At 62.2% G+C, this 23,374-nt stretch carries 22 protein-coding genes; 5 read left to right on the forward strand and 17 right to left on the reverse strand.

The window, feature by feature from the left end; genetic code table 11:
- Positions 1-31: 31 nt before the first annotated feature.
- The 4 genes from G505_RS0100090 to yacG are packed head-to-tail and all read left to right on the forward strand — an operon-like array spanning position 32 to position 2,460.
- Positions 32-913: a prepilin peptidase gene (locus G505_RS0100090; RefSeq protein WP_028107727.1), complete on the forward strand. Its 882-nt coding sequence runs from the start codon at positions 32-34 to the stop codon at positions 911-913.
- A complete protein-coding gene (gene coaE / locus G505_RS0100095) occupies positions 910-1,515 on the forward strand; it encodes a dephospho-CoA kinase (RefSeq protein WP_028107728.1) in 606 nt (201 codons plus the stop codon). Before G505_RS0100090 ends, coaE begins: the two co-directional genes overlap by 4 nt.
- Positions 1,508-2,263: a cell division protein ZapD gene (locus G505_RS0100100; RefSeq protein ID WP_035384925.1), complete on the forward strand. Its 756-nt coding sequence runs from the start codon at positions 1,508-1,510 to the stop codon at positions 2,261-2,263. Before coaE ends, G505_RS0100100 begins: the two co-directional genes overlap by 8 nt.
- Positions 2,260-2,460: a DNA gyrase inhibitor YacG gene (yacG, locus tag G505_RS0100105; RefSeq protein WP_028107730.1), complete on the forward strand. Its 201-nt coding sequence runs from the start codon at positions 2,260-2,262 to the stop codon at positions 2,458-2,460. The genes G505_RS0100100 and yacG overlap by 4 nt, the downstream gene beginning before the upstream one ends.
- Positions 2,461-2,520: 60 nt before the next feature.
- On the opposite strand, the gene mutT is transcribed toward yacG, so the two are convergent.
- From mutT to G505_RS0100120, 3 genes are all read right to left on the reverse strand, one after another.
- The gene (mutT, locus tag G505_RS0100110; protein WP_028107731.1) at positions 2,521-2,901 is read right to left on the reverse strand and encodes an 8-oxo-dGTP diphosphatase MutT; all 381 of its coding nucleotides are present in this window, start codon (positions 2,899-2,901) and stop codon (positions 2,521-2,523) included.
- 65 nt (positions 2,902-2,966) lie between these two features.
- On the reverse strand, positions 2,967-5,654 hold the full coding sequence (secA, locus tag G505_RS0100115) for a preprotein translocase subunit SecA (RefSeq protein ID WP_028107732.1): 2,688 nt from the start codon (positions 5,652-5,654) through the stop codon (positions 2,967-2,969).
- Positions 5,655-5,724: 70 nt separating this feature from the next.
- Complete coding sequence (locus G505_RS0100120; RefSeq protein WP_028107733.1) at positions 5,725-6,630, reverse strand: M23 family metallopeptidase; 906 nt, start codon at positions 6,628-6,630, stop codon at positions 5,725-5,727.
- A gap of 31 nt (positions 6,631-6,661) precedes the next feature.
- Here G505_RS0100120 and G505_RS0100125 point away from each other — a divergent pair, with 31 nt between their 5' ends.
- Complete coding sequence (locus G505_RS0100125; protein WP_028107734.1) at positions 6,662-7,111, forward strand: DUF721 domain-containing protein; 450 nt, start codon at positions 6,662-6,664, stop codon at positions 7,109-7,111.
- 1 nt (position 7,112) lies between these two features.
- Here the strand turns inward: G505_RS0100125 and lpxC are convergent, their stop codons facing one another.
- The 14 genes from lpxC to ftsL form a co-directional block, all read right to left on the reverse strand.
- Entirely contained in the window at positions 7,113-8,024 is a 912-nt protein-coding gene (gene lpxC / locus G505_RS0100130) for a UDP-3-O-acyl-N-acetylglucosamine deacetylase (protein WP_028107735.1), read from the reverse strand.
- Between the two features lie 97 nt (positions 8,025-8,121).
- Positions 8,122-9,351, reverse strand: coding sequence for a cell division protein FtsZ (ftsZ, locus tag G505_RS0100135; RefSeq protein ID WP_028107736.1), 1,230 nt, complete (start codon positions 9,349-9,351; stop codon positions 8,122-8,124).
- Between the two features lie 96 nt (positions 9,352-9,447).
- Positions 9,448-10,683 carry a cell division protein FtsA gene (gene ftsA / locus G505_RS0100140; RefSeq protein WP_028107737.1) on the reverse strand — a complete coding sequence of 412 codons (1,236 nt, stop codon included), beginning with the start codon at positions 10,681-10,683 and terminating at the stop codon, positions 9,448-9,450.
- A 7-nt stretch (positions 10,684-10,690) separates the two neighbouring features.
- The gene (locus G505_RS0100145) at positions 10,691-11,440 is read right to left on the reverse strand and encodes a cell division protein FtsQ/DivIB (RefSeq protein WP_051215755.1); all 750 of its coding nucleotides are present in this window, start codon (positions 11,438-11,440) and stop codon (positions 10,691-10,693) included.
- Between the two features lie 6 nt (positions 11,441-11,446).
- Positions 11,447-12,361 (reverse strand): D-alanine--D-alanine ligase, encoded by a 915-nt coding sequence (locus tag G505_RS0100150; RefSeq protein WP_028107739.1) that lies wholly within the window; start codon positions 12,359-12,361, stop codon positions 11,447-11,449.
- A complete protein-coding gene (murC, locus tag G505_RS0100155) occupies positions 12,354-13,805 on the reverse strand; it encodes a UDP-N-acetylmuramate--L-alanine ligase (protein ID WP_028107740.1) in 1,452 nt (483 codons plus the stop codon). Before murC ends, G505_RS0100150 begins: the two co-directional genes overlap by 8 nt.
- Positions 13,798-14,889, reverse strand: a complete 1,092-nt coding sequence (gene murG / locus G505_RS0100160; RefSeq protein WP_028107741.1) for an undecaprenyldiphospho-muramoylpentapeptide beta-N-acetylglucosaminyltransferase — start codon at positions 14,887-14,889, stop codon at positions 13,798-13,800. Before murG ends, murC begins: the two co-directional genes overlap by 8 nt.
- Positions 14,876-16,054, reverse strand: a complete 1,179-nt coding sequence (gene ftsW / locus G505_RS20105; RefSeq protein WP_051215756.1) for a cell division protein FtsW — start codon at positions 16,052-16,054, stop codon at positions 14,876-14,878. The genes murG and ftsW overlap by 14 nt, the downstream gene beginning before the upstream one ends.
- Positions 16,055-17,347, reverse strand: coding sequence for a UDP-N-acetylmuramoyl-L-alanine--D-glutamate ligase (gene murD, locus G505_RS0100170; protein ID WP_028107742.1), 1,293 nt, complete (start codon positions 17,345-17,347; stop codon positions 16,055-16,057).
- A gap of 8 nt (positions 17,348-17,355) precedes the next feature.
- Positions 17,356-18,438, reverse strand: coding sequence for a phospho-N-acetylmuramoyl-pentapeptide-transferase (gene mraY / locus G505_RS0100175; RefSeq protein ID WP_028107743.1), 1,083 nt, complete (start codon positions 18,436-18,438; stop codon positions 17,356-17,358).
- On the reverse strand, positions 18,439-19,803 hold the full coding sequence (locus tag G505_RS0100180; RefSeq protein WP_028107744.1) for a UDP-N-acetylmuramoyl-tripeptide--D-alanyl-D-alanine ligase: 1,365 nt from the start codon (positions 19,801-19,803) through the stop codon (positions 18,439-18,441).
- Complete coding sequence (gene murE / locus G505_RS0100185) at positions 19,796-21,265, reverse strand: UDP-N-acetylmuramoyl-L-alanyl-D-glutamate--2,6-diaminopimelate ligase (protein WP_035384926.1); 1,470 nt, start codon at positions 21,263-21,265, stop codon at positions 19,796-19,798. The genes G505_RS0100180 and murE overlap by 8 nt, the downstream gene beginning before the upstream one ends.
- Positions 21,252-23,063, reverse strand: a complete 1,812-nt coding sequence (locus G505_RS0100190; RefSeq protein ID WP_084643689.1) for a penicillin-binding transpeptidase domain-containing protein — start codon at positions 23,061-23,063, stop codon at positions 21,252-21,254. Before G505_RS0100190 ends, murE begins: the two co-directional genes overlap by 14 nt.
- Complete coding sequence (ftsL, locus tag G505_RS0100195) at positions 23,060-23,374, reverse strand: cell division protein FtsL (protein ID WP_028107747.1); 315 nt, start codon at positions 23,372-23,374, stop codon at positions 23,060-23,062. Before ftsL ends, G505_RS0100190 begins: the two co-directional genes overlap by 4 nt.

Here is a 23,374-nt window from a genome sequence, read left to right on the forward strand (position 1 = left end):
TACGGGTTAACTCACTAAGCCGAATCGATAAATGGATTACTGGATCACCCTTTTTCACTCTCAGCCCTGGCTGTTCACTACCCTGGTCGCCCTGTTGGGCCTGATCCTGGGCAGCTTCCTCAATGTGGTGATCCATCGCCTGCCCATCATGATGGACAGGGACTGGCGCATCGAATGTCAGGAGTACTGCCAGCAGCCGGTGACCCGCACCGATCTGCCGGAAAACTTCAACCTGGCCACCCCGAGATCCCGCTGTGGCCACTGCCAGACCCCGATCCCCATGAAGCACAACGTTCCGGTGCTCAGCTACCTGCTTCTGGGCGGCAAATGCCACAGCTGCGGCGCTGCCATTGGCCTGCGCTACCCCATGGTGGAACTGATGACCGCGGCCGTCTCGGCACTGATGGCCTGGCAGTTCGGGCCTACCCCGGCCTTTGCTGCCCTGTGGCTGCTGAGTCTGGGACTGATCGCCCTGGCCTTCATCGACGCCGACACCATGCTGCTGCCGGATCAGATCACCCTGCCCCTGCTGTGGCTGGGCCTGCTGTTCAACATCAAAGATGGCCTGGTGCCGCTGGAACAGGCGGTCCTGGGTGCGGCCTTCGGTTACCTCAGCCTGTGGAGCGTGTTCCAGCTGTTCCGAATGGTCACCGGCAAGGAGGGGATGGGCTATGGCGATTTCAAACTGCTGGCACTCTTCGGTGCCTGGCTGGGGTGGAAGCCGCTGCTGCTGATCATCCTGCTCTCCTCGGTACTTGGCGCGGTCTACGGCATACTGCAACTGGCCCTGGGCAAACTGACGCGGGACAACCCCATGCCCTTCGGTCCCTGGATCATCCTGGCGGGCTGGATAGCCCTGCTGTGGGGTGACCAGATCGTCCATTGGTACCTGACCCGGGTGCTGGGCCTGTGAGTGCCGTGCTGATCGGCCTCACCGGCGGCATCGGCTCCGGCAAAACCACGGTGGCCAACCTGTTTGCCGACCGGGGCATCGAACTGATTGACGCCGACATCATTGCCCGGGAGGTGGTGGCACCGGGCAGTGACGGCCTCAAGGCGATCGTCGACCACTTTGGGCAAGAGGTGCTCTCCGAGGGTGAGCTGGACCGGTCGGCGCTAAGAGCGAGGGTGTTCAACAATCCCCAGGAGCTCCAGTGGCTCAACAACCTGATCCATCCCATGGTGCGCGCCACCATGACCGAGCGGGGCAGGGCTGCCGCCTCCCCCTATGCCCTGCTGGTGATCCCGCTGCTGGTGGAGAATGGCCTGCAATCCCTGGTTGAGCGGGTTCTGGTGGTGGATCTGCCGGAGGAGGAGCAACTCAGGCGCACCATGAGCCGGGACAGCAACGACCGAGCCTTGGTGGAAAAGATCATGGCCAACCAGGCCAGCCGTGAGCAGCGCCTGGCCGCGGCGGATGATTGCATTGACAACGGCGGCGACTTTGCCGACCTTAACACACAGGTGGAACGACTCCATCAACACTATCTGACACTTGCCGGGAGCCATGAGTAACTCGACTCTGTATGAACACCCCCTAAATGAACGCACCCGCTTCTACCTGCGGGTCGAGCAGCTGATCCAGTCTCTGGAGGACAGCCGGAATGGCGACTGCCCCAGTGCCCATCGCAGCCTGTTCCGCACCCTGTTCGAGCTGTGCGACCTGTTGGAGCGCTCCGACATCAAGGGCGATCTGGCCAAGCAGGTGGACCAGAGCCTGACTCTGGTGAATCAGTGGCAGAGTCAGCCTGGGGTGGACCAACAACAGCTGCAGGCCCTGGTGGACACTCTCAAAGGGCAGAACGCTGCCCTGCTGCAGATGGAACGGCCGGGCAGCTCTCTGCGCCAGGACCGCTTCCTCAGCCAGATTCGCCAGAGAGTCAATCTGGCCGGCGGCGCCTGTGGCTTCGATCTGCCCAGGTTGCAGTTCTGGCTGGGTCAGCCCAAAGAACAGCGGATCCACGACATTGAGGCCTGGCAGGCCACCCTGGCCCCGCTGACCGAGTCGATCGCCCTGCAGCTGCAGCTGATTCGGGAATGCAGCCACTGGGAGAACAAGGTGGCGATTCAGGGACAGTTTCTCCATAATGCCGATCATCCCCTGGCGCTGTTGCGGGTGCGACTGGACAACCACTACGGCTGCTACCCTGTAGTGAGCGGCCACAAGAACCGCTTCAGCCTGCATATGATGAATGCCAGCACAGGCAGTGCCGAGGTTCGCAACCTGCCCTTTAGCCTGTCGCTGTCGATGGAGACCCCATGACCCTGGAAGTACAATGCCCCACCTGTAAGAAGACAGTGACCTGGGACAGTGAGCACCCCTTCAAGCCCTTCTGCAGCGAGCGCTGCAAACTGATCGACCTGGGTGACTGGGCGGACGAGAAGCACGCCATCCCTGCCGAGCCGGAGATCCCCGACGATCTGGGTTACGACGAAGGCGACTTTTTCAAAGAGGATTAAACCCGGCTTATCCGATGAGGCTGGTACAGCAAAAAGGCTCCGCAAGGAGCCTTTTCTGGTTCACAGGACCGCAATGACCGAGTCATTGGCCTTGGGAAAGGGCAGAGCCCGAAGCTCTTCGACACTGGCCCACTTCAGGGGCTGTCCCTCCCTCGCGTGTGCCTCGCCGCGGTACCCGGTCACCCGGAAGAAGTGCAGCTCCAGGGTGCGGTCGTCGAACTCAAACACTTTACGCTCCATCAGTTCGGCCTGGGTCATCTCCAGCCCCACCTCCTCCTCCAGCTCGCGGGCCAGGGCGGTCAGCTCATCTTCGCCCGCCTCCGCCTTGCCGCCGGGGAACTCCCACTTGCCCGCCAGGTGCTGATCTCCCTGACGCAGACTGATCAGGTAGTGATTCTGGTGGTTTTGCACCAGGCCAATGACGATTCTCTGGATGGTCATCGCTTCTTCTCTGTACTAAAAAGCCAGTCCGGAGACTGGCTTTTGCTGTTCGTTGGACTCAAGCCTTAGGCCAGCTTTCCGTGGCACTGCTTGTACTTCTTGCCGGAGCCACAAGGGCAGGGCTCGTTGCGGCCAACCTTGGGCTGGGGCGCCTGCTCACCCTCGGGAGCACCGGAGTAGTTGCGCTGAGCCGCCAGGGCTTCCTCCTGCTCACGGCGTTTGGCTTCCATCTCGTCCACCTCGGACTGGGTCTGTACCCGCACCTTGGAGAGGATGGAGATCACGTCGTGCTTCAGGGTCTCCAGCATGCCCTCAAACAGCTCGAAGGATTCGCGCTTGTACTCCTGCTTGGGGTTCTTCTGGGCGTAACCGCGCAGATGAATGCCCTGACGCAGGTGGTCCATGGCCGCCAGATGCTCCTTCCACAGGTTGTCCAGAGTCTGCAGCATGATCGCCTTCTCGAACTGGCGCAGAACCGGCTCACCCACAGACTCCTCTTTCTGCTTGTACACCTCGGCCCAGGCCTGGCTGATGCGCTCACGCAGAGTCTCTTCGTGGAGATCCTCCTCCTCCTCGAGCCACTTGCTGATGGGCAGCTCCAGGTTGAACTCGGAATTCAGGCGCTCTTCCAGGCCGGGAACGTCCCACATCTCTTCCAGAGACTGAGGCGGAATGTAGCTGTTGATGACGTTCGCCAGCACATCGTCACGAATCACCTGAATGGTCTCGGCGATGCTGTCGCTGTCCATCAGCTCGTTACGCTGGGCGTACACCACCTTACGCTGGTCGTTGGCCACATCATCAAACTCCAGCAGCTGCTTGCGGATGTCGAAGTTGCGGGCCTCCACCTTGCGCTGAGCGCCTTCGATGGACTTGGTCACCCAGGGGTGCTCGATGGCTTCACCGCGCTCCATACCCAGCTTCTTCATCAGACCGGACACCCGGTCGGAAGCGAAGATGCGCATCAGCGAGTCTTCCATGGAGAGGTAGAAGCGGGAGGAACCGGCATCACCCTGACGACCGGAACGACCACGCAACTGGTTGTCGATACGGCGGGATTCGTGACGCTCGGTACCGATGATGTGCAGGCCGCCGGCTTCCAGGACCGCGTCGTGGCGCTCATGCCAGTTGGCCAGCTTCTCGGCAATCTGTTCCTCGGTGGCGCCGCTCGCCTTGAGCTCGTCCAGCTCCGCCTGCCAGCTGCCGCCGAGCACGATGTCGGTACCACGACCGGCCATGTTGGTGGCGATGGTGACGGCGCCGCTGCGGCCAGCGTCGGCCACGATCTGGGCTTCCTGCTCGTGGAACTTGGCGTTCAGCACGTTGTGCTTGATCTTGGACTTACGCAGGGCGTTAGAGAGACGCTCGGACGCCTCAATGGAGATGGTGCCCACCAGGGCAGGCTGGCCACGCTCCTGACAATCGATGATGTCGGCGATGATCGCTTCGAACTTCTCCTCCTCGGTCAGGTACACCTGATCGGGGCGGTCATCACGGATCATCGGACGGTTGGTGGGGATCACCACGGTGTCCAGATTGTAGATGTGCTGGAATTCGAACGCTTCGGTGTCGGCGGTACCGGTCATGCCACCGAGCTTGTCGTACAGGCGGAAGTAGTTCTGGAAGGTGATGGACGCCAGAGTCTGGTTCTCGTTCTGGATCTTCACTCCCTCTTTGGCTTCCACCGCCTGGTGCAGGCCTTCAGACCAGCGGCGACCCGGCATGGTACGGCCAGTGTGCTCATCCACGATGACAATTTCGCCTTCCTGGATGATGTAGTCCACATCCTTCTCAAACAGGGTGTGGGCGCGCAGGGCGGCGTTGACGTGGTGCAGCAAAGAGATGTTGGCGGCGCTGTAGAGCGAGTCGCCTTCCGGCAACATGCCGATCTCAGCCAGCAGCAACTCCACCTTCTCCTGACCGCGCTCGGTCAGGTGAACCTGTTTGCCCTTCTCATCGATGGTGTAGTCACCGTCGCCGGTGTACTCCTCGGTGTCCTCCTTCTCCTGGCGCTCCAGGCGGGGGATCAGTTTGTCCACCTTGATGTAGGCTTCGGAGCTGTCTTCGGCGGCGCCGGAGATGATCAGCGGGGTACGGGCCTCGTCGATAAGGATGGAATCCACTTCATCGATGATGGCGTAGAACAGTGGCCGCTGAACCCGCTCAGGGGCGGAGAAGGCCATGTTGTCACGCAGGTAATCGAAGCCAAACTCGTTGTTGGTGCCGTAAGTGATGTCGGCAGCGTAGGCTTCCTTCTTCTGCTGGGGCGCCATGCCAGGCACGTTGGTGCCCACGGTCATGCCCAGGAATTCGAACAGGGGGCGGTTCCAGTCGGCGTCACGGGTGGCCAGGTAGTCGTTCACGGTAATCACGTGAACCCCTTTGCCGGTGAGGGCGTTCAGGTAGGCTGGCAGAGTCGCGGTCAGGGTTTTACCTTCACCGGTGCGCATCTCGGCGATGCGGCCGGACTGCAGCACCATGCCGCCCACCAGCTGCACGTCGAAGTGACGCATGCCAAAGACCCGCTTGGACGCCTCGCGGACGGTGGCGAAGGCTTCAGGCAGAATGTCGTCCAGGCTGGCCCCATCATTGATGCGCTGCTTGAACTCCTCAGTCTTGGCCTTGAGCTCTTCGTCGCCCAGGGCCTCGAATTCCGCTTCCAGCTGGTTGATCTGCGCGGCAACCTTGCGCAGTTGCTTCAAGGTGCGCTCGTTCTTGCTACCAAATATCTTGGTGAGGAGTTGTGCAAACATCGTATTTTTTCACTTTCTAGAAAGGTCTTGGGCCAGACTCCGCCGGTCCCACCAGGATTGCCACCCCCGCTTAACTGCGGGGCTTACGATAAACGTATTTGTTAGGGTTGACCTGACGATCGTTGCGCAACACTTCATAGTGGACGTGTGGTCCAGTCGAGCGGCCGGTGTTGCCCAATTCGGCAACCACGTCTCCCTTCTTTACCACCTGGCCTGCTTTGACAAGCAGGGACTTGTTATGACCGTAACGGGTCTTCAGCCCGTTACCGTGATCAATCTCGACCAGATTGCCATAGCCATACATTTCTCCGGAATAGGTCACTACTCCCGCTCCGGTGGCTACGACATCGCCTCCTTCCGTGCCCGCAAAATCGATGCCTTTATGCATGGCGGGACGGCCGGAAAATGGATCGTTGCGCATCCCATAGTCTGAGGACTGCCAGCCCTTGACGATGGGACGTCCTGACAAATAACTGCTTAGGTCTATATGGTGATTGCGCTCGACAGTTTCAAGTAGCGCAAGCTGGTTGTCCGAGCTGTCCAGCCGTTTGGCCAGTTGCTCCATATCCAGCAGCAGCTGCTTGAGCTCCACATCACCCAACCCATCGGCATTGGCGCCACCCAGGCCCACTGCCGATGAGAAATCAAACTGTTCGGTAAGTTCGGCCCGATCGGCCAGTGCGATACCCAGGGACTCCAGGCGGTTCATCTGCGCCTGCATCCGCCCGAGGCGGACCGCCAGGGTGGCCAGTTGGGTCTGGGTCAGCTGACGGATCTCATCCACCTGCTCCTGCCCCTCGGCCTGACTCTCCTGAGCCTGAGCCAATTCCAGCTCGGCCTGGTGCAACTGCTCCTTATGGGCCTGGAACAGCCCGACACCCGCAGCCACCAGCATCAGCGGCAGTAAAAACCACCCCTTGCCCGGTTGCCAGTGTCGTACACCGTGCTTTCCCTTAATAAAGACTGTTACACTCATGGAGTTCTTTTCTTATGTTTCGTGTCTTGGTATGAAATCAAAACCAACCGATGTTGCCGAGCTGATGGGCCAAAGGCTCCGCCAGGTCCAGGAGCGAACCGAATCGCTCAGGCAGCTGCAGCAAGTGACCGCCGATCTCCTGGGTAATGACCTCAAGGGGCGGTACCGGGTGGCCAACCTTCGCAACGGTGTCATGATCATCGAGACCGACAGCGCCGCCTGGGCGACCCGATTGCAGTTTATGAAACTGCAGCTGCTGCAGCAGTTGCGGCAACAAAACTTCCCAATGCTCACCACTATTGAGATCAAAGTCAACCCGGCACTGTCCAGGATTGAGCGTCCGGTAACGCAAAATCTCAATAAGCTGAGCCCTCAGGCCGCGAGCCAGATTCAGGAGCTGGCAGATTCTATAGGCGGCAGTCTGGGGGAGAAGCTAAAAAAACTGGCCGCCCATGGGGGCGGCCAGCAAGGTAACTCTTAGGTCAGGCGGTAACCGGTGCCAGGTAGTCCATGGGCACCTCCTGAGCCTCCTCGAAGCTCACCAGCTCCCAGGCCTCCTGATTCTCCAGAACGGTGCGAATCAGCTGATTGTTCAGGGCGTGGCCGGACTTGAAGGCGGTAAACTCGCCCAGGATGGCGTAACCACCCAGGTAGAGATCGCCCACCGCATCCAGAATCTTGTGCTTAACAAACTCATCTTCCACCCTCAGACCGTCCGGGTTGAGGATGCGGAATTCGTCCAGCACCACCGCATTTTCCATGCTGCCGCCCAGGGCCAGGTTGTTGGCCCGCAGGTACTCGATGTCGCGCATGAACCCGAAGGTACGGGCACGGCTCACCTGCTTGATGTACTCGGCGGAGGAGAACTCCATCACCATCTTCTGCTGGCTGCGAGCAATCTCTGGATGATCAAAGTCGATGGCAAAGTTGAGTTTAAAGCCATTATGGGGACGGAACTCGGCCCACTTGTCTCCCTCTTCGACCCGGATCGGCTTACGGATGCGCAGGTACTGTTTGGACGCAGGCTGCTCTACCAGGCCGGCGGTCTGAAGAAGGAATACAAAGGGACTGGCACTGCCGTCCATAATGGGGATCTCGGGGGCGTCCACCTCGATGATGGCATTGTCTACGCCGAGACCGGCCAGGGCAGACATCAGGTGCTCCACCGTCGCAATGCGGTGCCCCTCGTCGCTGACCAGACCTGTACACAGGGTGGTTTCACGCACCAGCGCAGCACTGGCGGGAATCTCCGCCACCGGGGTCAGATCAGTGCGCCGGAACACGATCCCGGTGCCCACTGGGGCGGGATTGATGCTCATGGTCACCTTATCACCGGAGTGAAGGCCCACACCGGTTGCCTGAACCGGGCGCTGTAGAGTGCGTTGTTTACTCATTAACCGTCCTGCTCTCTATAAACTCAATGAAGGGCGCGTATTTTACCAGAAAAAACGCCCAGAACCAAAATCTGGTCTGATCAGCCAGTAAAGCCTTTTAATCCAGCTGCTTACGCAGAAACGCCGGAATATCCAGGTAGGCACCCTTCTGGGACTCCTGGGCGGGCGCGGCGTTGCCGTGGTTGCTGCTGGCCGGAGCCGGAGCCGGAGTGGCAGGCTCAACAGCCGGGATCGCTGGTTCAACGCGGATCGGCTGCATGGACACCGGAGGCTGCTCCATCGGCTTGGGCTCGGGCTGAGCCGCAGGCTGAGGCGCTGGCGCCGGGGTCGCCGCCTTGGGTGGCACCACGATCTGGATATCGGGCTTCTTGTCGGCACCGATGCCTGTGGCCACCACGGTCACGCGGATCTCATCGCTCATCTCAGGTTCAATGACAGTACCTACCACGATGGTAGCATTTTCAGACGCATAGGCACGAACGTGGTCACCGATGAGGGTGTACTCCTCGATGGACAGGTCCATACCACAGGTGATGTTCACCAGGACGCCCTTGGCACCGGTCAGGTCGATATCTTCCAGCAGCGGGCTGGATACGGCGGCCTCGGCAGCCTCTTCCGCACGGTTCTCACCGCGAGCCACACCTGTGCCCATCATGGCGTTGCCCATCTCAGACATCACCGTCTTCACGTCGGCGAAGTCAACGTTGATCAGACCGGTACGGGTGATCAGCTCGGCGATGCCCTGTACCGCACCCAGCAGGACGTTGTTGGCGGCGCTGAACGCCTCCAGCAGGCTGGTCTTGGTGCCCAGTACCTTGAGCAGCTTGTCGTTGGGTACGGTGATCAGGGAATCCACATGCTTGGACAGCTCTTGGATACCCTGCTCGGCGTAGGCAGCACGCTTCTTACCTTCGAAGACAAAGGGCTTGGTCACCACGGCCACGGTGAGGATCCCCTCCTCCTTGGCCACTTCGGCAACCACAGGCGCCGCACCGGTACCGGTACCGCCACCCATACCGGCAGCGATAAACACCATGTCGGAACCGGTCAGGGCGGCGCGGATGGACTCTTTGTCCTCCATGGCCGCTTCGTAGCCAACCGCAGGGTTGGCACCGGCCCCCAGGCCCTTGGTGACGTTTTTACCCAGCTGAATGGTGGTGCCAGCGGTGGACTTGCGCAGTGCCTGCGAGTCCGTGTTGGCCACGATAAACTGAGCCCCTTCGATGGTCTGCTCGACCATGTGTTCGATGGCGTTACCACCACCGCCCCCTACACCGATCACTTTAATGACCGCATCTTCGGTGTGCGCGTCCACAACCTCAAACATACTCTTATCTCCGTTTAGCCTGCGTCCAAATTCAATCTGTTACCTAGCGGCTGTATCACCGGGGTCAATCCTAACCCCGTTCCACTCAGCGGGCCGCTAAAACTCGCCCTTAAACCAGCCTTGGATCCTGTCCAGCAGGCTGGTCACTCCGTGTTTGGTGTGGCGTTCCACTTCCCGATCGCGGATGCGCTCGGCGCCAAAGTACAGCAAGCCGACGGAGGTTGCAAAGCTTGGCTCGCTGACGTATTCCTTCAGTCCCTTGGGCTCGTGGGGCACCGCCACCCGAACCGGCATGCCGAAGCACTCTTCGGCCACTTCCACCGCCCCTTCGATGGCGGAGGTGCCTCCGGTCAGCACCACTCCCGCCGCCACCTGCTCCTCGAAGCCACTGGCCCGCAGTTCCTCCTGGACCAGTTCGAAAATCTCCTGGTAACGGGGCTCCACCACCTCCGCCAGGGTATGGCGGGACATGGTGCGCGACGGCCGGCCACCGACGGAGTGCACATCGATGCTCTCCTCCTGGCTCACCAGGGCGCTGCGCGCCGAGGCGTACTGCACCTTTATCTGCTCCGCATAGGAGAGCGGGGTGCGGAAGATCTTGGCGATGTCGCTGGTCACCTGGTTTCCGGCCACCGGGATCACCGCACAGTGGCGCAGGGCACCATTGGTGTAGATGGCGATGTCGGTGGTGCCGCCACCGATGTCCACCAGGCAGGCGCCCAGATCCTTCTCGTCCTGAGTCAGCACCGAGTCGGCACTGCCCAGGGCGGAGAACACCAGGTCCTCAACCTGAATGCCACAGCGCTCGACGCACTTGATGATGTTCTTGGCCCAGTCGTTGGAACAGGTCACGATGTGGACATCCACCTCCATACGCATGCCGGAGATTCCCACCGGGCTGCGGATCCCCTCCTGCTCATCGATGGTGAACTCCTGGGGCAGCACATGCAGGATGCGCCGCTCGGTGGGGATCTTCACCGAACGGGCGGTGTGGATGGCGTGATCCACGTCGTCCTGGGTCACCTCATCGTCATCGATGGAGACCATCCCCTTCTCATTCTGGCTGTCCACATGACGGCCGGAGATGCTCAGGAACACCGAGTCCACCTGGCAGTCCGCCATCATCTCCGCCTGTCCAATGGCGTTCTTAATGCTGCGGGAAACCGAGTCCAGATCGTTCACCCCGCCCTTGTCCATGCCACGGGAGGGCTGACTGCCCAGGCCTGCGATGCTGATGGCGCCGTCAGGCAGCACCTCACCGATGATCGCCACCACCTTGGAGGTGCCGATGTCCAAGCCCACAATTAGGTTTCGCTCCTGACTTTTGGTCATGATGTCATCAATCTCTCTGTTCCAACTGCCAGCCGACAGCCAATCCCGTATCGTACCGAATATCAATGTATTCTGCTCGCCTTCCTTGCTTGGAAAGCGTGGGCCACAGCTCAATAAATCGCTGCAACCGCTCTATCCCTTCGATGCGCCCCAGCCTGAGCTCCATTCCATCCTCCAGGGTCAGGGTCCAGGCGTGGCGATGACTCAGGGTAAGACTCTGAGGCATAAAGCCATTTAACCTCAGAAGCTCACTGAATTTCAGCCAGTTCTGCCACACTTTTTCACTGCTGTCTTGCGGACCGGCCAGGTTGGGCAGCTTGCCCACCCCGGGGCGCTTCGGCGCCTGAAACGCCTCGGCGTCCTGGTTCAACCACTGGTCACCATTCCAGTGGGCCATGGGACGCTGCTCCACCAGGTAGAGTCGCAACCGGTTGGGCCACTCGCGCCGCACCGTCACCCGCTTGACCCAGGGCAGTTGGGTCAGTGCCGAACGCACCTTCTCCATGTCGGCGGTGACCAGGCTGTCCCCCTCGATGTGGGACAGGGCCAGGCGAACCTCCTCATCCTGGGTGTAACTGCGCTCCCCCACCAGGGCGATCTCATCGATGGGCAAACGTTCCGCATCCGCCAGAACCTGCCCCAGCATGCGTCCGCCCCAGGCGAGCGCGATCAACACCGCTATCAGCAGCAGCACACCGCACACCGAGTACCAGTTCACCCTGGGCCGGGTCCAGTTGCGCCACACCGCCAGCCCCATCGCCGGTTACTCCGCCGTCTGCGCCAGGATGGCGGTCACCAGCTGCTGGAAATCGAGGCCCACCGCGCGGGCCGCCTTGGGCACCAGGCTGGTCTCGGTCATCCCAGGAACCGTGTTGACCTCCAACAGTTGCCAGCGACCATCTTTGGTGCGCATCACATCGACGCGGCCCCAGCCACTGGCGCCCACAGCTCGAAAGGCTCTCAGCGCCAGAGTCCTCAGCTCCTGCTCCTCTGACTCAGGCAGGTTGCAGGGGCAGAGATAGCGAGTCTCGGTGGACTGGTATTTGGCCTGGTAGTCGTAGAAGGCGTTGTCGGTCTGCATCTCGATGGCCGGCAGGGCCTGCTCTCCGAGAATGGAAACGGTGTACTCGGGACCGTCGATCCACTGCTCCACCAACACCTCAGCGTCATACTCATGGGCCGCGGCAATCGCCTGGGCCAGCTGCTCGCCGGACTCGGCAATGGCCATGCCGATGGAGGAGCCCTCATTGGCGGGCTTCACCATCACCTTGCCACCCAGCCGGGACAGCATCTGTGACGCCGTTTCCGGCTTGAACTGACCGGCCACCGCCACTTCGAAAGCGGCAGTGGGCAGCCCCTGACCGGCCCACAGGCTCTTGGTCCGCACCTTGTCCATGGCCAGGGCACAACCCAGCACGCCGCTGCCGGTATAGGGCATATTCATGTGTTCCAGCGCCCCTTGCAGGGTGCCATCCTCACCACCACGACCGTGAAGCACCACGAAGGCGCGGTCGAACTCGGTCAGCTCGGCCAGGGGGCGCTCAGCCGGATCGAAGGGGTGGGCGTCCACTCCGGCCTTCAGCAGGCCCGCCAGCACGGCGTTGCCTGACTTCAGGGAGATCTCCCGCTCGGCACTGCTGCCACCCAACATCACGGCGACTTTGCCAAACTCAGTCATGCTGTTCCCCTTTCATCGTCTCCACCGACAGCGCCATGGCGCCCAGTTTCCTGGCCAGGGCGCCAATGTTTCCCGCCCCCTGGGTCAATACCACGTCCCCATCCTGCAGCACTTCCGCCAGCATCGCCGGCAAGGCATCCGGACCAGGCACATAGATGGGATCCACCTTGCCCCGCCCACGGATGGTTCTGGCCAGGGCGCGGCTGTCTGCTCCGGCGATGGGCTCCTCGCCTGCGGCGTACACCTCCAGCAGCAGCAGTTCATCCACCTGGGCCAGCACCTGGGCGAAATCGTCATACAGATCCCGGGTACGGCTGTAACGGTGTGGCTGATAGGCCATCACCAGTCGACGCTCAGGCCAGGCCGCACGCGCCGCCTTGATGGTGGCCGCCACCTCGCTGGGGTGGTGACCATAGTCGTCCACCAACAACGCCTTTCCGCGGCCGGTATCGAACTCGCCATACTGCTGGAAACGTCGGCCAATCCCCTCGAAGCTGGCCAGGGCGGCGACGATGGCGTCGTCGGGAATCCCCGCATCCGTGGCCACGGCGATGGCCGCCAGGGCATTGAGGGCGTTGTGACGTCCGGGCAGGGCCAGGGTCACCTTGAGATCCGCCTTGTCAGCACGCTGCACCAGGAACTCGGAGTGGGTGCCGCTCTGGCAGAAGTCGATGCCGCGCACGTCCACCCCAGATTCGAAGCCGTAGGTCACCAGGTGACGGCCGATTCTGGGCAGCAGCTCCTGCACCCCGGGGTCGTCTGCGCAGACCACCGCCAGGCCATAGAAAGGCAGGTTGTGCAGGAACTCCACGAAGGTATCGTGCAGTTTGCTGACGTCTCCCCCATAGGTGTCCATGTGATCCGGCTCGACATTGGTCACCACGGAGACCATGGGTTGCAGGTGCAGGAAGCTGGCGTCGGACTCGTCCGCTTCGGCGATCAGGAACTTGCCTGAGCCCAGCCTGGCGTTGGTGCCGGCGCTGTTGAGCAGGCCACCGATGACAAAGGTGGGGTCCAGCTGCGCCTGGGCGAAAATGCTGGCGATCAGGCTGGTGGTGGTGGTTTTGCCGTGGGTGCCAGCGATGGCGATGCCGTGGCGGAAGCGCATCAGCTCCGCCAGCATCTGCGCCCGCTGCACCACAGGGATGCGACCACCTCTGGCCGCGGCCACCTCGGGATTATCCTGTTTGATGGCGGTAGAGACCACCACCACGTCCTTATTCTCCACCCACCGGGCATCATGGCCAATGTGGATGGTGGCCCCCAGCGCCTTGAGGCGCTCGGTGACGGCGTTGTCGGCGATGTCACTGCCGCTGATGGCATAGCCTTCATTGACCAGCACCTCGGCGATGCCGCCCATGCCGGCACCACCGATGCCGACGAAATGGATCGCTTTCACCCGTCTCATGGCGGGCAGGCCGTTTGCAGTGGTTCTGTTACTCATTGTTGCCTCCGGCAGCCTGGATACACTCCTCGGCCACCAACTGGGTGGCTTGGGGTACCGCCACCTGGGTTGCCGCCCTTGCCATGGCGGTCAACCGTTCTGAATCTTCTGCCAGCTCGGTGAGCAGGGTCGCCAGACCCTCTGGCGTCAAACTGGATTGGGGCTGCAACCTGGCTGCTCCCGCTGCCACCAGGGCTTCGCTGTTTTTGGTCTGGTGATCGTCCACCGCATGGGGGAAGGGCACCAGGATGGCGGGACGGCCACAGGCCGCCAGTTCCGCCACGGTCAGGGCGCCGGCCCGGCAGATCACCAGATCCGCCCAGGTGTAGGCCGCGGCCATATCATCAATAAATTCCGAGACCTGTACTCCGACCGCCGGGGCCAGGGTCTGCCAGGCGTCCCGGGTGGCCGCCTCATTGCCACGGCCTACCTGATGCCAGACGGTGAGACTGGTGCCTGAGCCCAGCAGCTGCGCGGCCTGAGGCAGGGTCTCGTTGAGCACCCGGGCACCCAGGCTGCCGCCGACGATCAGCACCTTGAGCTGGTCGCCTGGCACCACCGGATGCTGCTGACCCACCGCCAGCAGCTCCTCACGCACCGGGTTGCCCACCCGGCGGGCCCCTTTGCCGGGGAACACCCCATCGAAGGCGCACAGTATGCGGCTGGCGAAACGGGCCAGGATGCGATTGGTGGCACCGGCCACGGCATTTTGTTCATGGAGCACCACCGGGGTGCCCCTGAGCCAGGCGGCGATGCCCCCGGGACCGGCAGCGTAACCGCCCATCCCCAGCACCACATCCGGCTTACGCCGACGCTGAATCCGCCAGGATTGATACACCGCCTTGAGGATCTGCAGGGGCGCCTTGAGCTTGCGCAGCACACCGTTGCCGCGCACCCCCTGGATGTCGATAAAGTCGATCTCAAAACCGTGCTGAGGCACCACTCTGGCCTCCATGCGATCGGAGGTGCCGAGCCAGCTCACCTGCCAGCCCTGCTCCTGGAGCCGACGGGCCACCGCCAGGGCGGGGAAGACATGGCCGCCGGTGCCGCCAGCCATCACCATCAGTCGCTTAGGCGCCGTCATTGCTCTCCCCCTTGGCGTCTGTCTGTGCCAGACGCCGCTCGTAGTCGATACGCAGCAATACTACGGCTGCGCCCGTTGTTACCCATAAACTGCTTCCACCATAACTGACCATGGGCAGCGTCAGCCCCTTGGTGGGCAGCAAGCCCACACTGGCGCCGACATTAACCGCGGTCTGAAAACTAAACCAGATGCCGATGCCGTAGGCCAGATAACCAGAAAACGCCTGGTTGGCCTGCAGCGCCAGGTTGCCAATGCGCAGGGCCCGCAATGCCAGCATCAGCACCAGCACCAGTACACAGGTGACGCCGACAAACCCCAGCTCTTCACCCAGTACCGCAAAAATAAAATCCGTATGAGCCTCGGGCAGGTACTCCAGTTTCTGGATGCTGTTGCCCAGCCCCTGCCCCAGCCAGTCTCCCCGGCCGTAGGCCATCAGCGACTGGGTCAGCTGATAGCCGGCGCCGAAGGGATCTTCCCAGGGATCCCAGAAGCTGGTGACCCGCTTCATCCGGTAGGGCGCCGACACGATCAGCAGCACCACCATGGCCACCCCCAGCAACATCAGGGCAAAGAAATCACGCAGCTTGGCCCCGGCCAGAAACAGCATCCCCATGACGGTGACAAACATCACCACTGTGGTCCCCAGGTCCGGCTGCATCAGCAGCAGCACGGCGTACATCCCCAGGGCGACGAAGGGCTTGAGGAACCCCTTAATCTCCTCCCGCACCTCCTGGTGACGTCTCACCAGATACCCGGCCAGATAGAGGAACAGGGTGAACTTGGCCACCTCCGCCACCTGCAGGTTAAACGGCCCCAGGGGGATCCAACGGGTGGCACCGTTGACACTGCGTCCGCCGATGAGCACCACCACCAGCAGCACCAGGCCGACGAACATCAGCGGCGTACTGTATCTCTGCCAGAAGGCGATGGGGATCCGCACCCCGACCGCCACGATCACCCCGGCCATGGCCAGGAAGAACAGATGACGCTTCACAAAGTGGAAGGGATCGCCGGTGAGGTTTTCCGCCTCCGCCAGGGACGCCGAGGTCACCATCACCAGACCCACACAGGCCAGCACCATCATCAGCACCAGCAGCAGCCGGTCATACAGCATCGGCTGTGATGACGACTCCCTGAAATCCAGTGACAGTTGGCCCATTCCCATCTACAACGCCTCCACCGCATGGCGGAACGCGTCACCGCGCACCATGTAGTTGGCGAACATATCCAGGCTGGCGCAGGCAGGAGAGAGCAGCACCAGGTCCCCAGGCCGGGTCTTTCCGGCCAGCAGCTGAACGGCCTCTTCCATGGAGTCGCAGCGCAGCGACCCCGGCTTCATGGTGGCGATGGCGTCGCCATCCTGGCCCAGGGTCACCAGGTAGGTCACCTGAGCCTCCAGCGATGGCGCCAGGGGGGAGAAGTCCGCGCCCTTGCCGACGCCGCCGGCAATCAGATGCAGCCGGCCGGAGAAATCCGCCAGCCCCTGCAACGCCGCCAGTGTGGCCCCCACGTTGGTGGCCTTGGAATCGTTGATGTAGTGGACGCCGTCTTTCACCGCCACGGTCTCGCAGCGATGAGGCAGCCCGCCGAACTGTTTCAGGGCGGTCACCATGGCATCATTGGGCAACGCCAGTGCCTCGGCCATGGCGATGGCCGCCAGGGCATTGGCCTGATTGTGACGACCGACCAGGGCCATCTCGGTCACCGGCAGCACCGCCCGCCCTTGGGCCATCAGCACCCCCTGATCCAGGTGGTATTCACCGGTCTCCAGGCCAAAGCTCAGCGCATCTTCCCGGCCACTGCGGGTGTTGCCATCATCGGCATTTTCCAGCACCAGTTCGGCCCCGGCGTAGATGGTGGCCTTGGTGTCCCGGTAATGGTCAAAGTCCCGGTACCTGTCCAGGTGGTCATCGCTGACGTTGAGCACCGTGGCGATGCGCGGCCTGAGGCTGCGGGTGGTCTCCAGCTGGAAACTGGAGAGCTCGAGCACGTAGCAGTCGTGACCCTGCCCCAGCAGGTCCAGGGCCGGAGTGCCGATGTTGCCCCCCACCCCAATGCTGCGGCCCGCCGCCCGGGCCATCTCACCCACCAGGGTGGTCACCGTCGACTTGCCGTTGGAACCGGTGATGGCCACCACCGGCGCGTCCGCCTCCCGGGCAAAGAGTTCGATGTCGCCGATCGCCTCTGTCCCGGCCGCGATGGCCTGGGCAATGGCCGGGTGCCCCAGGGGAATCCCCGGGGAGACCACCAGAGTCTGCGCCTGTTGCAGGGCTTGGGGGTCAAACTCCCCGGTATACAGGGGCACACCGGGAAACTCCCTGGCCAGGGTGTCGGCACCGGGCGGGGTCTCCCGGCTGTCCCACACCGCCAGGGTGTCACCGCGTCGATGCAGATGGCGCACACAGGAGAGACCGGTGATACCCAGTCCCAGAATCAGCCATTGCACCGGCGCAGTCATTTGCTTCATCAGCGCACCTTCAGGGTCGCCAGACCCAGCAGAACCAGACACAGGGAGATGATCCAGAAACGCACGATCACCCGAGGTTCGGGCCAGCCCTTGAGTTCATAGTGATGGTGAATCGGGGCCATCCTGAAGATCCGCTTGCGGCGCATCTTGAAGGAACCCACCTGCAGGATCACCGACAGAGTCTCAATCACGAAGATGCCGCCCATGATCACCAGCAGGATCTCCTGGCGGGTCAGCACCGCGATGGCGCCCAGGGCAGCCCCCAGGGCCAGGGAGCCGACATCGCCCATAAACACCTGGGCGGGATAGGTGTTAAACCACAAAAATCCCAGTCCGGCGCCCACCATGGCGGTGCAGACGATCACCAGCTCACCCACTCCGGGCAGGTAAGGGATGTGCAGGTAGCGGGAAAACTCCGCGTGGCCTGACAGATAGGCCACCAGGGCAAAGGCCGCCGCCACCATGACCGTGGGCACGATGGCCAGGCCGTCCAGACCGTCGGTCAGGTTGACCGCGTTGGAGCTGCCAACAATGGTGAAATAGACCAGCAGCACAAAGAACCCACCCAGCTGGGGCATCACGTCCTTGAAGAAGGGCAGCACCAGCATGGTTTCGTCCGGACTGCGGGCACTCCACAGCAGGTAAGCGGCCACCACCAGGGCGATGGCCGATTGCCAGAAGTACTTCCAACGGGCAATCAGGCCCTTGGGATCCTTACGGATCACCTTGCGGTAGTCATCGACGAAGCCGATGGCGCCGAAAGACCCCAGGACAAACAGCATCACCAGCACGTAGCGATTGGTCAGCTCTCCCCACAGCAGCACACTGACAAAGATGCCGCCAAGGATCATGATGCCCCCCATGGTCGGGGTGCCACGCTTGCTGAAGTGGGACTCGGGACCATCGTCGCGGACCACCTGGCCTATCTGCATATTTTGCAGATAACGAATCAGGTGCGGCCCGGCGAACAGGCAGAACACCAGGGCGGTCAACAATCCGAGAATGGAGCGGAACGTCAGATAGGAAAAGACGTTAAACCCGCTATTAAACTGGGCCAGGTATTCGGCCAGGTAAACCAGCATCTACTTCTGTTCTCCATAGTGATCCGACAGCGCTTCTATCACCCGCTCCATGGCGGCGCTTCGGGATCCCTTCACCAATAGGGTTATGGGCCGGTCGCTCTCCTTCACCAGCGCCTTGACGGCAGCCACCAGGGCGGGCTGTTCCGTAAAGTGGCGTCCCCGGGGGTGGGGCGCGGAAATCGAGCGGCTTAATGTACCCACTGTCAGCACGTGGTCAATCTCTTTTTTTACCCCGTGGTCACCGACCTCGGCGTGCAACTGTTCTGCATTCTCACCCAGCTCGCCCATATCACCGAAAATCAGTACTTTAATAGAGGCTGTCTGGGCAAGGACATCGATGGCCGCCTTGCCGGACGCCACACTGGCGTTGTAGCTGTCATCGATCAGCGTCAGGCCGGTGGCCAGGACCAGCGGGCGCATCCTGCCCTTCACCGGCTCGACGCTCTGCAGGCCTCGGACTATGGTGTCCAGCTCAATGCCTGCGGCGGTCGCCAGGGTGGCCGCCGCCAGGGCGTTGTCCACCTGATGACGCCCCACCAGCGGCAGAGTGACGGTCCGTGCGCCGTCTATCCTGTGCAGGGTAAAGCGGTAACACCCGTTATTGAGCGCCTCCAGATCCTCGGCATAGAGATCGGCAAAGGTCTGACTGGAGAAGGTCAGGATGGGCCTGGGCCCCAGGGTCGCCTTAATAAAGTCGGCTTTATGGTCGTCGAGATTAACTACGGCGATGCCATCTTCTGCCAGGTGCTCGAAAATCTCGCTCTTGGCCCGGGCCACCCCCTCGATGGAGCCGAAGCCCTCCAGGTGGGCAGCCTGAACATTGTTGATCATCGCCACGTTGGGTCTGACCAGGGAGGAGGTGTAACGGATCTCGCCGGGGTGATTGGCCCCCAGTTCGAAGACACCGAATTGATGCCGAGGTTCCAGCCTGAGCAGGGTCAGGGGCACACCCAGATCGTTGTTGAAGTTGCCTTTGGTGGCCAGGGTGGGCCCTTGGCAGCCGAAGATGGCCGCCGCCATCTCCTTCACCGAGGTCTTACCCACCGAGCCGGTGATGGCGACACGGTAGGGGTTGAGCTTACGGCACAACCAGGCGCCGAGTTGCCCAAGTGCCAGGCGGGTGTCCGCCACCACCACCTGCGGCAGATCCACCGGCTGAGGCTCACTGACCAAAGCCGCCGCCGCCGTATCCGCCACCTGATTCAGGTAGTGGTGGCCGTCGAAGTGCTCACCCTTGAGGGCCACAAACACCCCGCCCGCCTGCGGACGACGGCTGTCGGTAAACAGGCCGGAGATCATTCGGTCCTCTCCCACCAGCTCTCCGGAGAGGATCTCCGCCATCCGGCTCAGGGTCAGATCAATCATCCTTGGCCTCCATCAGCTGTTGCACCCAGCGCCGTTCGTCGTAGTCCAGGCGCTCGGTGCCAATAATCTGATAATCCTCGTGGCCCTTACCCGCCACCAGGATCATGTCTTTTTCGCCGGCGTCCGCCAGGGCCAGCGCCACCGCCCGGGCTCGGTCGGTCTCGATGCGGCAGGGAACACGCCCGGTCAAGCCCTGGCGCATCTGCTCGATGATCTGCTCCAGCGACTCTGTCCTGGGGTTGTCCGCGGTCAGCACCAGTTCATCGGCCACCGCTTCCGCCTCCATCGCCATCAATGGACGCTTGCCTGCATCACGCTCGCCCCCACAACCAAAGACGCACCAGAGACGCCCTCGGCAGTGACGCCTCAGTGCCTTGAGCGCCTGTCCCAGGGCATCCGGCGTGTGGGCATAGTCCACCACCACCGCAGCCCGTCCAGGGGCGGTGAAGGCCTCCATCCGGCCCAGGGCAGGCTGCAGATGGCTGACTGCGTCAATCAGAGAGGCCAGCGGCACACCGCGAACCAGCATCGCCCCCAGTGCGGCCAGCAGGTTGGCCAGGTTAAAGGCGCCGATCAGCGGCGAGTTCAGCTCGAAGGCTCCCCAGCTGGAGTCCAGTTGCGCCTTCACTCCGCCCGGGTGGTAGTCGGCTGACTGCACAGAGAGGAACTGTCCCCGGCAGGTGGCCCCATCCAGGCTGTAGCCCACCGAAGTCTTCTCTGCTGGCCAGCGGCGATGCCACTGGGCACCATACTGGTCATCCAGATTGAATACCCCGGCCTCCAGCTGAGGCAGATCAAACAGCCGGGCCTTAGCCTCGGCATAGCCGTTCATGTCGCCGTGGTAGTCCAGGTGGTCCCGGCTGAGGTTGGTGAACACCCCGACCGCAAAGGGCAGACCGTCCACCCGGTGCTGACTGAGGCCATGGCTGCTCACTTCAAGGGCGATGGCCCGGGCTCCAGCCCTGGCCTGCTCCGACAAGGAGCGGGCGACGGTGATGGCGTCTGAGGTGGTGTTGGCCGACGGCTCAAGAGCCCCCCAGAGGCCATTGCCGACGGTGCCCATCACCCCGGCCTTGTCCCCAATGAGATGGTGAAGCTGGGCCAGCAACTGGGTCACCGTGGTTTTGCCATTGGTGCCGGTAACACCGTAGAGCGCCGGCCCCGCCGCTTGTGGATAGGCGCGCAGGGCGATGGCGCTGAGCTGGCTGACCAGATTGGGCAGGCCAATACGCAGAATTGGGGATCGGGCAAGCACGCCGGCCCGCTCCGCCTCCTCCAGCACTGCCACGGCTCCGTTGGCCACGGCAGCATCGATAAACTTGCGGCCATCCACCAGGTGGCCGGGTATGGCCACAAAGCAGTCGCCAGGGACCACCTTGCGGCTGTCCAGGGTCAGCCCCTGAACCTCTGTCTGTGTTTCGAGCGTCATCCAGGGCGCCAACAGATCATCAAGAGCGATCATTTGCGCCTCCTCGGCGGGCCACCAGATTACCGGCCCGCTCCTTATCACTAATGGGTGCTACGTTCAGCATCTGCAGGGCACCGGACATCACCTTGGCGAACACCGGAGCCGCTACCGTTCCCCCGTAGTAATCCTCCCCCTTGGGGTCGTTGATCACCACGGAGATCGCCAGCCTGGGTCGCTCGGCAGGCGCCAGCCCGGCAAAGAAGGTCACAAAGTCATCGCCGTAGCCACCGGCGATCGCCTTACGGGAGGTGCCGGTCTTACCGGCCACGGTGTAGCCGTCGATGTGAGCGCGCTTGGCGGTGCCTTCGGGACCGGTGATGCCGGAGAGCATGGTCACCACCTGTTCCGCGGCCCATTCGGGAATCACCTGCTCCGCCGGCGGCATCTGATCCGGCTTCACCTTGAGGATCGACACCGGGTTCTTGCGGCCACCATTGCCCAGGATGGCGTACATCCTGGCCACCTGCAGTGGGGTCGCGCTGAGGCCATAACCGAAGGAGAGGGTTGCCCGCTCAAAGTCGGACCAGCGATGACGGCGAGAGAGCACACCGGTGGACTCACCGGGCAGATTGATCCCCGAGTACTCGCCGATGCCGAATCCGGCATAGCTGTCCAACAGGGTCTCGATGTCCATCCGCAGCGCCAGATTCGAGGTGCCCATATTGGACGATTTCAGCAGGACATGGGTGATGTCCAGCTTACCGAAATTGCGGGTATCCCTCACCATACTGCCGCCGATACGGCGGTACCCCGGGCTGGTGTTGATCACCTCGCCGGGCTCGGTCACCCCCTCGGCCAGGGCGGTCACCACCACCACGGGTTTCACCGTAGACCCGGGTTCAAAGGTATCGGTTACCGCCCGGTTGCGCATGGCAAAACTCTGCATCCCCGCCCTCTGGTTGGGGTTGTAGCTCGGGGTGTTGACCATGGCCAGCACCTCGCTGGTGGCCACGTCCAGAATGACGATGGAGCCTGAGCTGGCCATATGGTATTCGGTGGCCTTCTTCAGCTCCTCATAGGCCAGGGACTGCAGACGCATGTCGATGCTGAGCTTGAGATCATTGGGGTTCTCCCCCTCCTCAATCACCGACAGGTTCTCCACCACCTTGCCATCGCGGGACTTGCGCACCCTGCGTTTGCTGGCCGAGCCGGTCAGCCAGTCGTCGTACTGGCGCTCCAAGCCCTCCAGACCTTTGTCATCGATGTTGGTGATCCCCACCAGTTGGGCGGTGATCTCCCCAGCCGGGTAGTAGCGGCGGGACTCCGGTTTGAGGCCAATGCCGGCGATCCTGAGCTCCCGCACATAGCGGGCCAGGGCCGGGGTCACCTGACGCTTGAGGTAGACAAAGCGGCGCTTGGGGTTGGCCTTAAGCCGGGATGCAAGTTGGTCGGCATCCTCGCCCACCACCTCGGCCAGGGCCTGCCAGCGACGGGTATCGGCAAAACTGTTCTTCTGATTCAGCACCTTGGGATCGGCCCAGATCGCTTCGGCGGGCACACTGACCGCCAGCATCTCGCCATTGCGGTCGGTAATCAGACCCCGCTGGACCTCACGGGTCTGGGTTCGCAGGGAGCGCATGTCCCCCTCATAGATCAGCCGGTCCGGCGAAATCACCTGGATGTAGGCCGCCCGACCGACGATGGCCAGGAAAACGGCACACAGGGCAAACACCACGAAGCGGTAGCGATACTGGAACAGGGTGGGATGCAGATTCTGTTTGGCCCCGGACTTGGCCGGTGCCTTGGCAATGCGTCGCTTCAATGGGCGCTTCTTGCGCGTTGCTGGTTTCATGGCAGCCTCACCACCACCTCTTGTCCCGGAGCGGGGCGCCCCATACCCAACTGCTTCTCCGCCATCCGCCCTACCCGGCTGTGCTCGGTCAGGGTCTGCTCCTCGAGAAGCAGGTGGCGCCACTCAATATCCAGTTCATCCCTGTGCTGCAACTGCAGGTTCAGTGCGTTGGTCATCGCCCGGGCATCGTAGGCGGTCCACACCACGGCCAGGGCACTGCCCAGGACCAACACGCCCAGAAGCAGCACCGGCCATTGGCGGCGCAGATCCGCCACAATGGCGGAACCGAGACCGGCGTCGCCCAGGCTCAT

It is taken from the genome of Ferrimonas futtsuensis DSM 18154 (assembly GCF_000422645.1).
GTDB classification, from domain to species: domain Bacteria; phylum Pseudomonadota; class Gammaproteobacteria; order Enterobacterales; family Shewanellaceae; genus Ferrimonas; species Ferrimonas futtsuensis.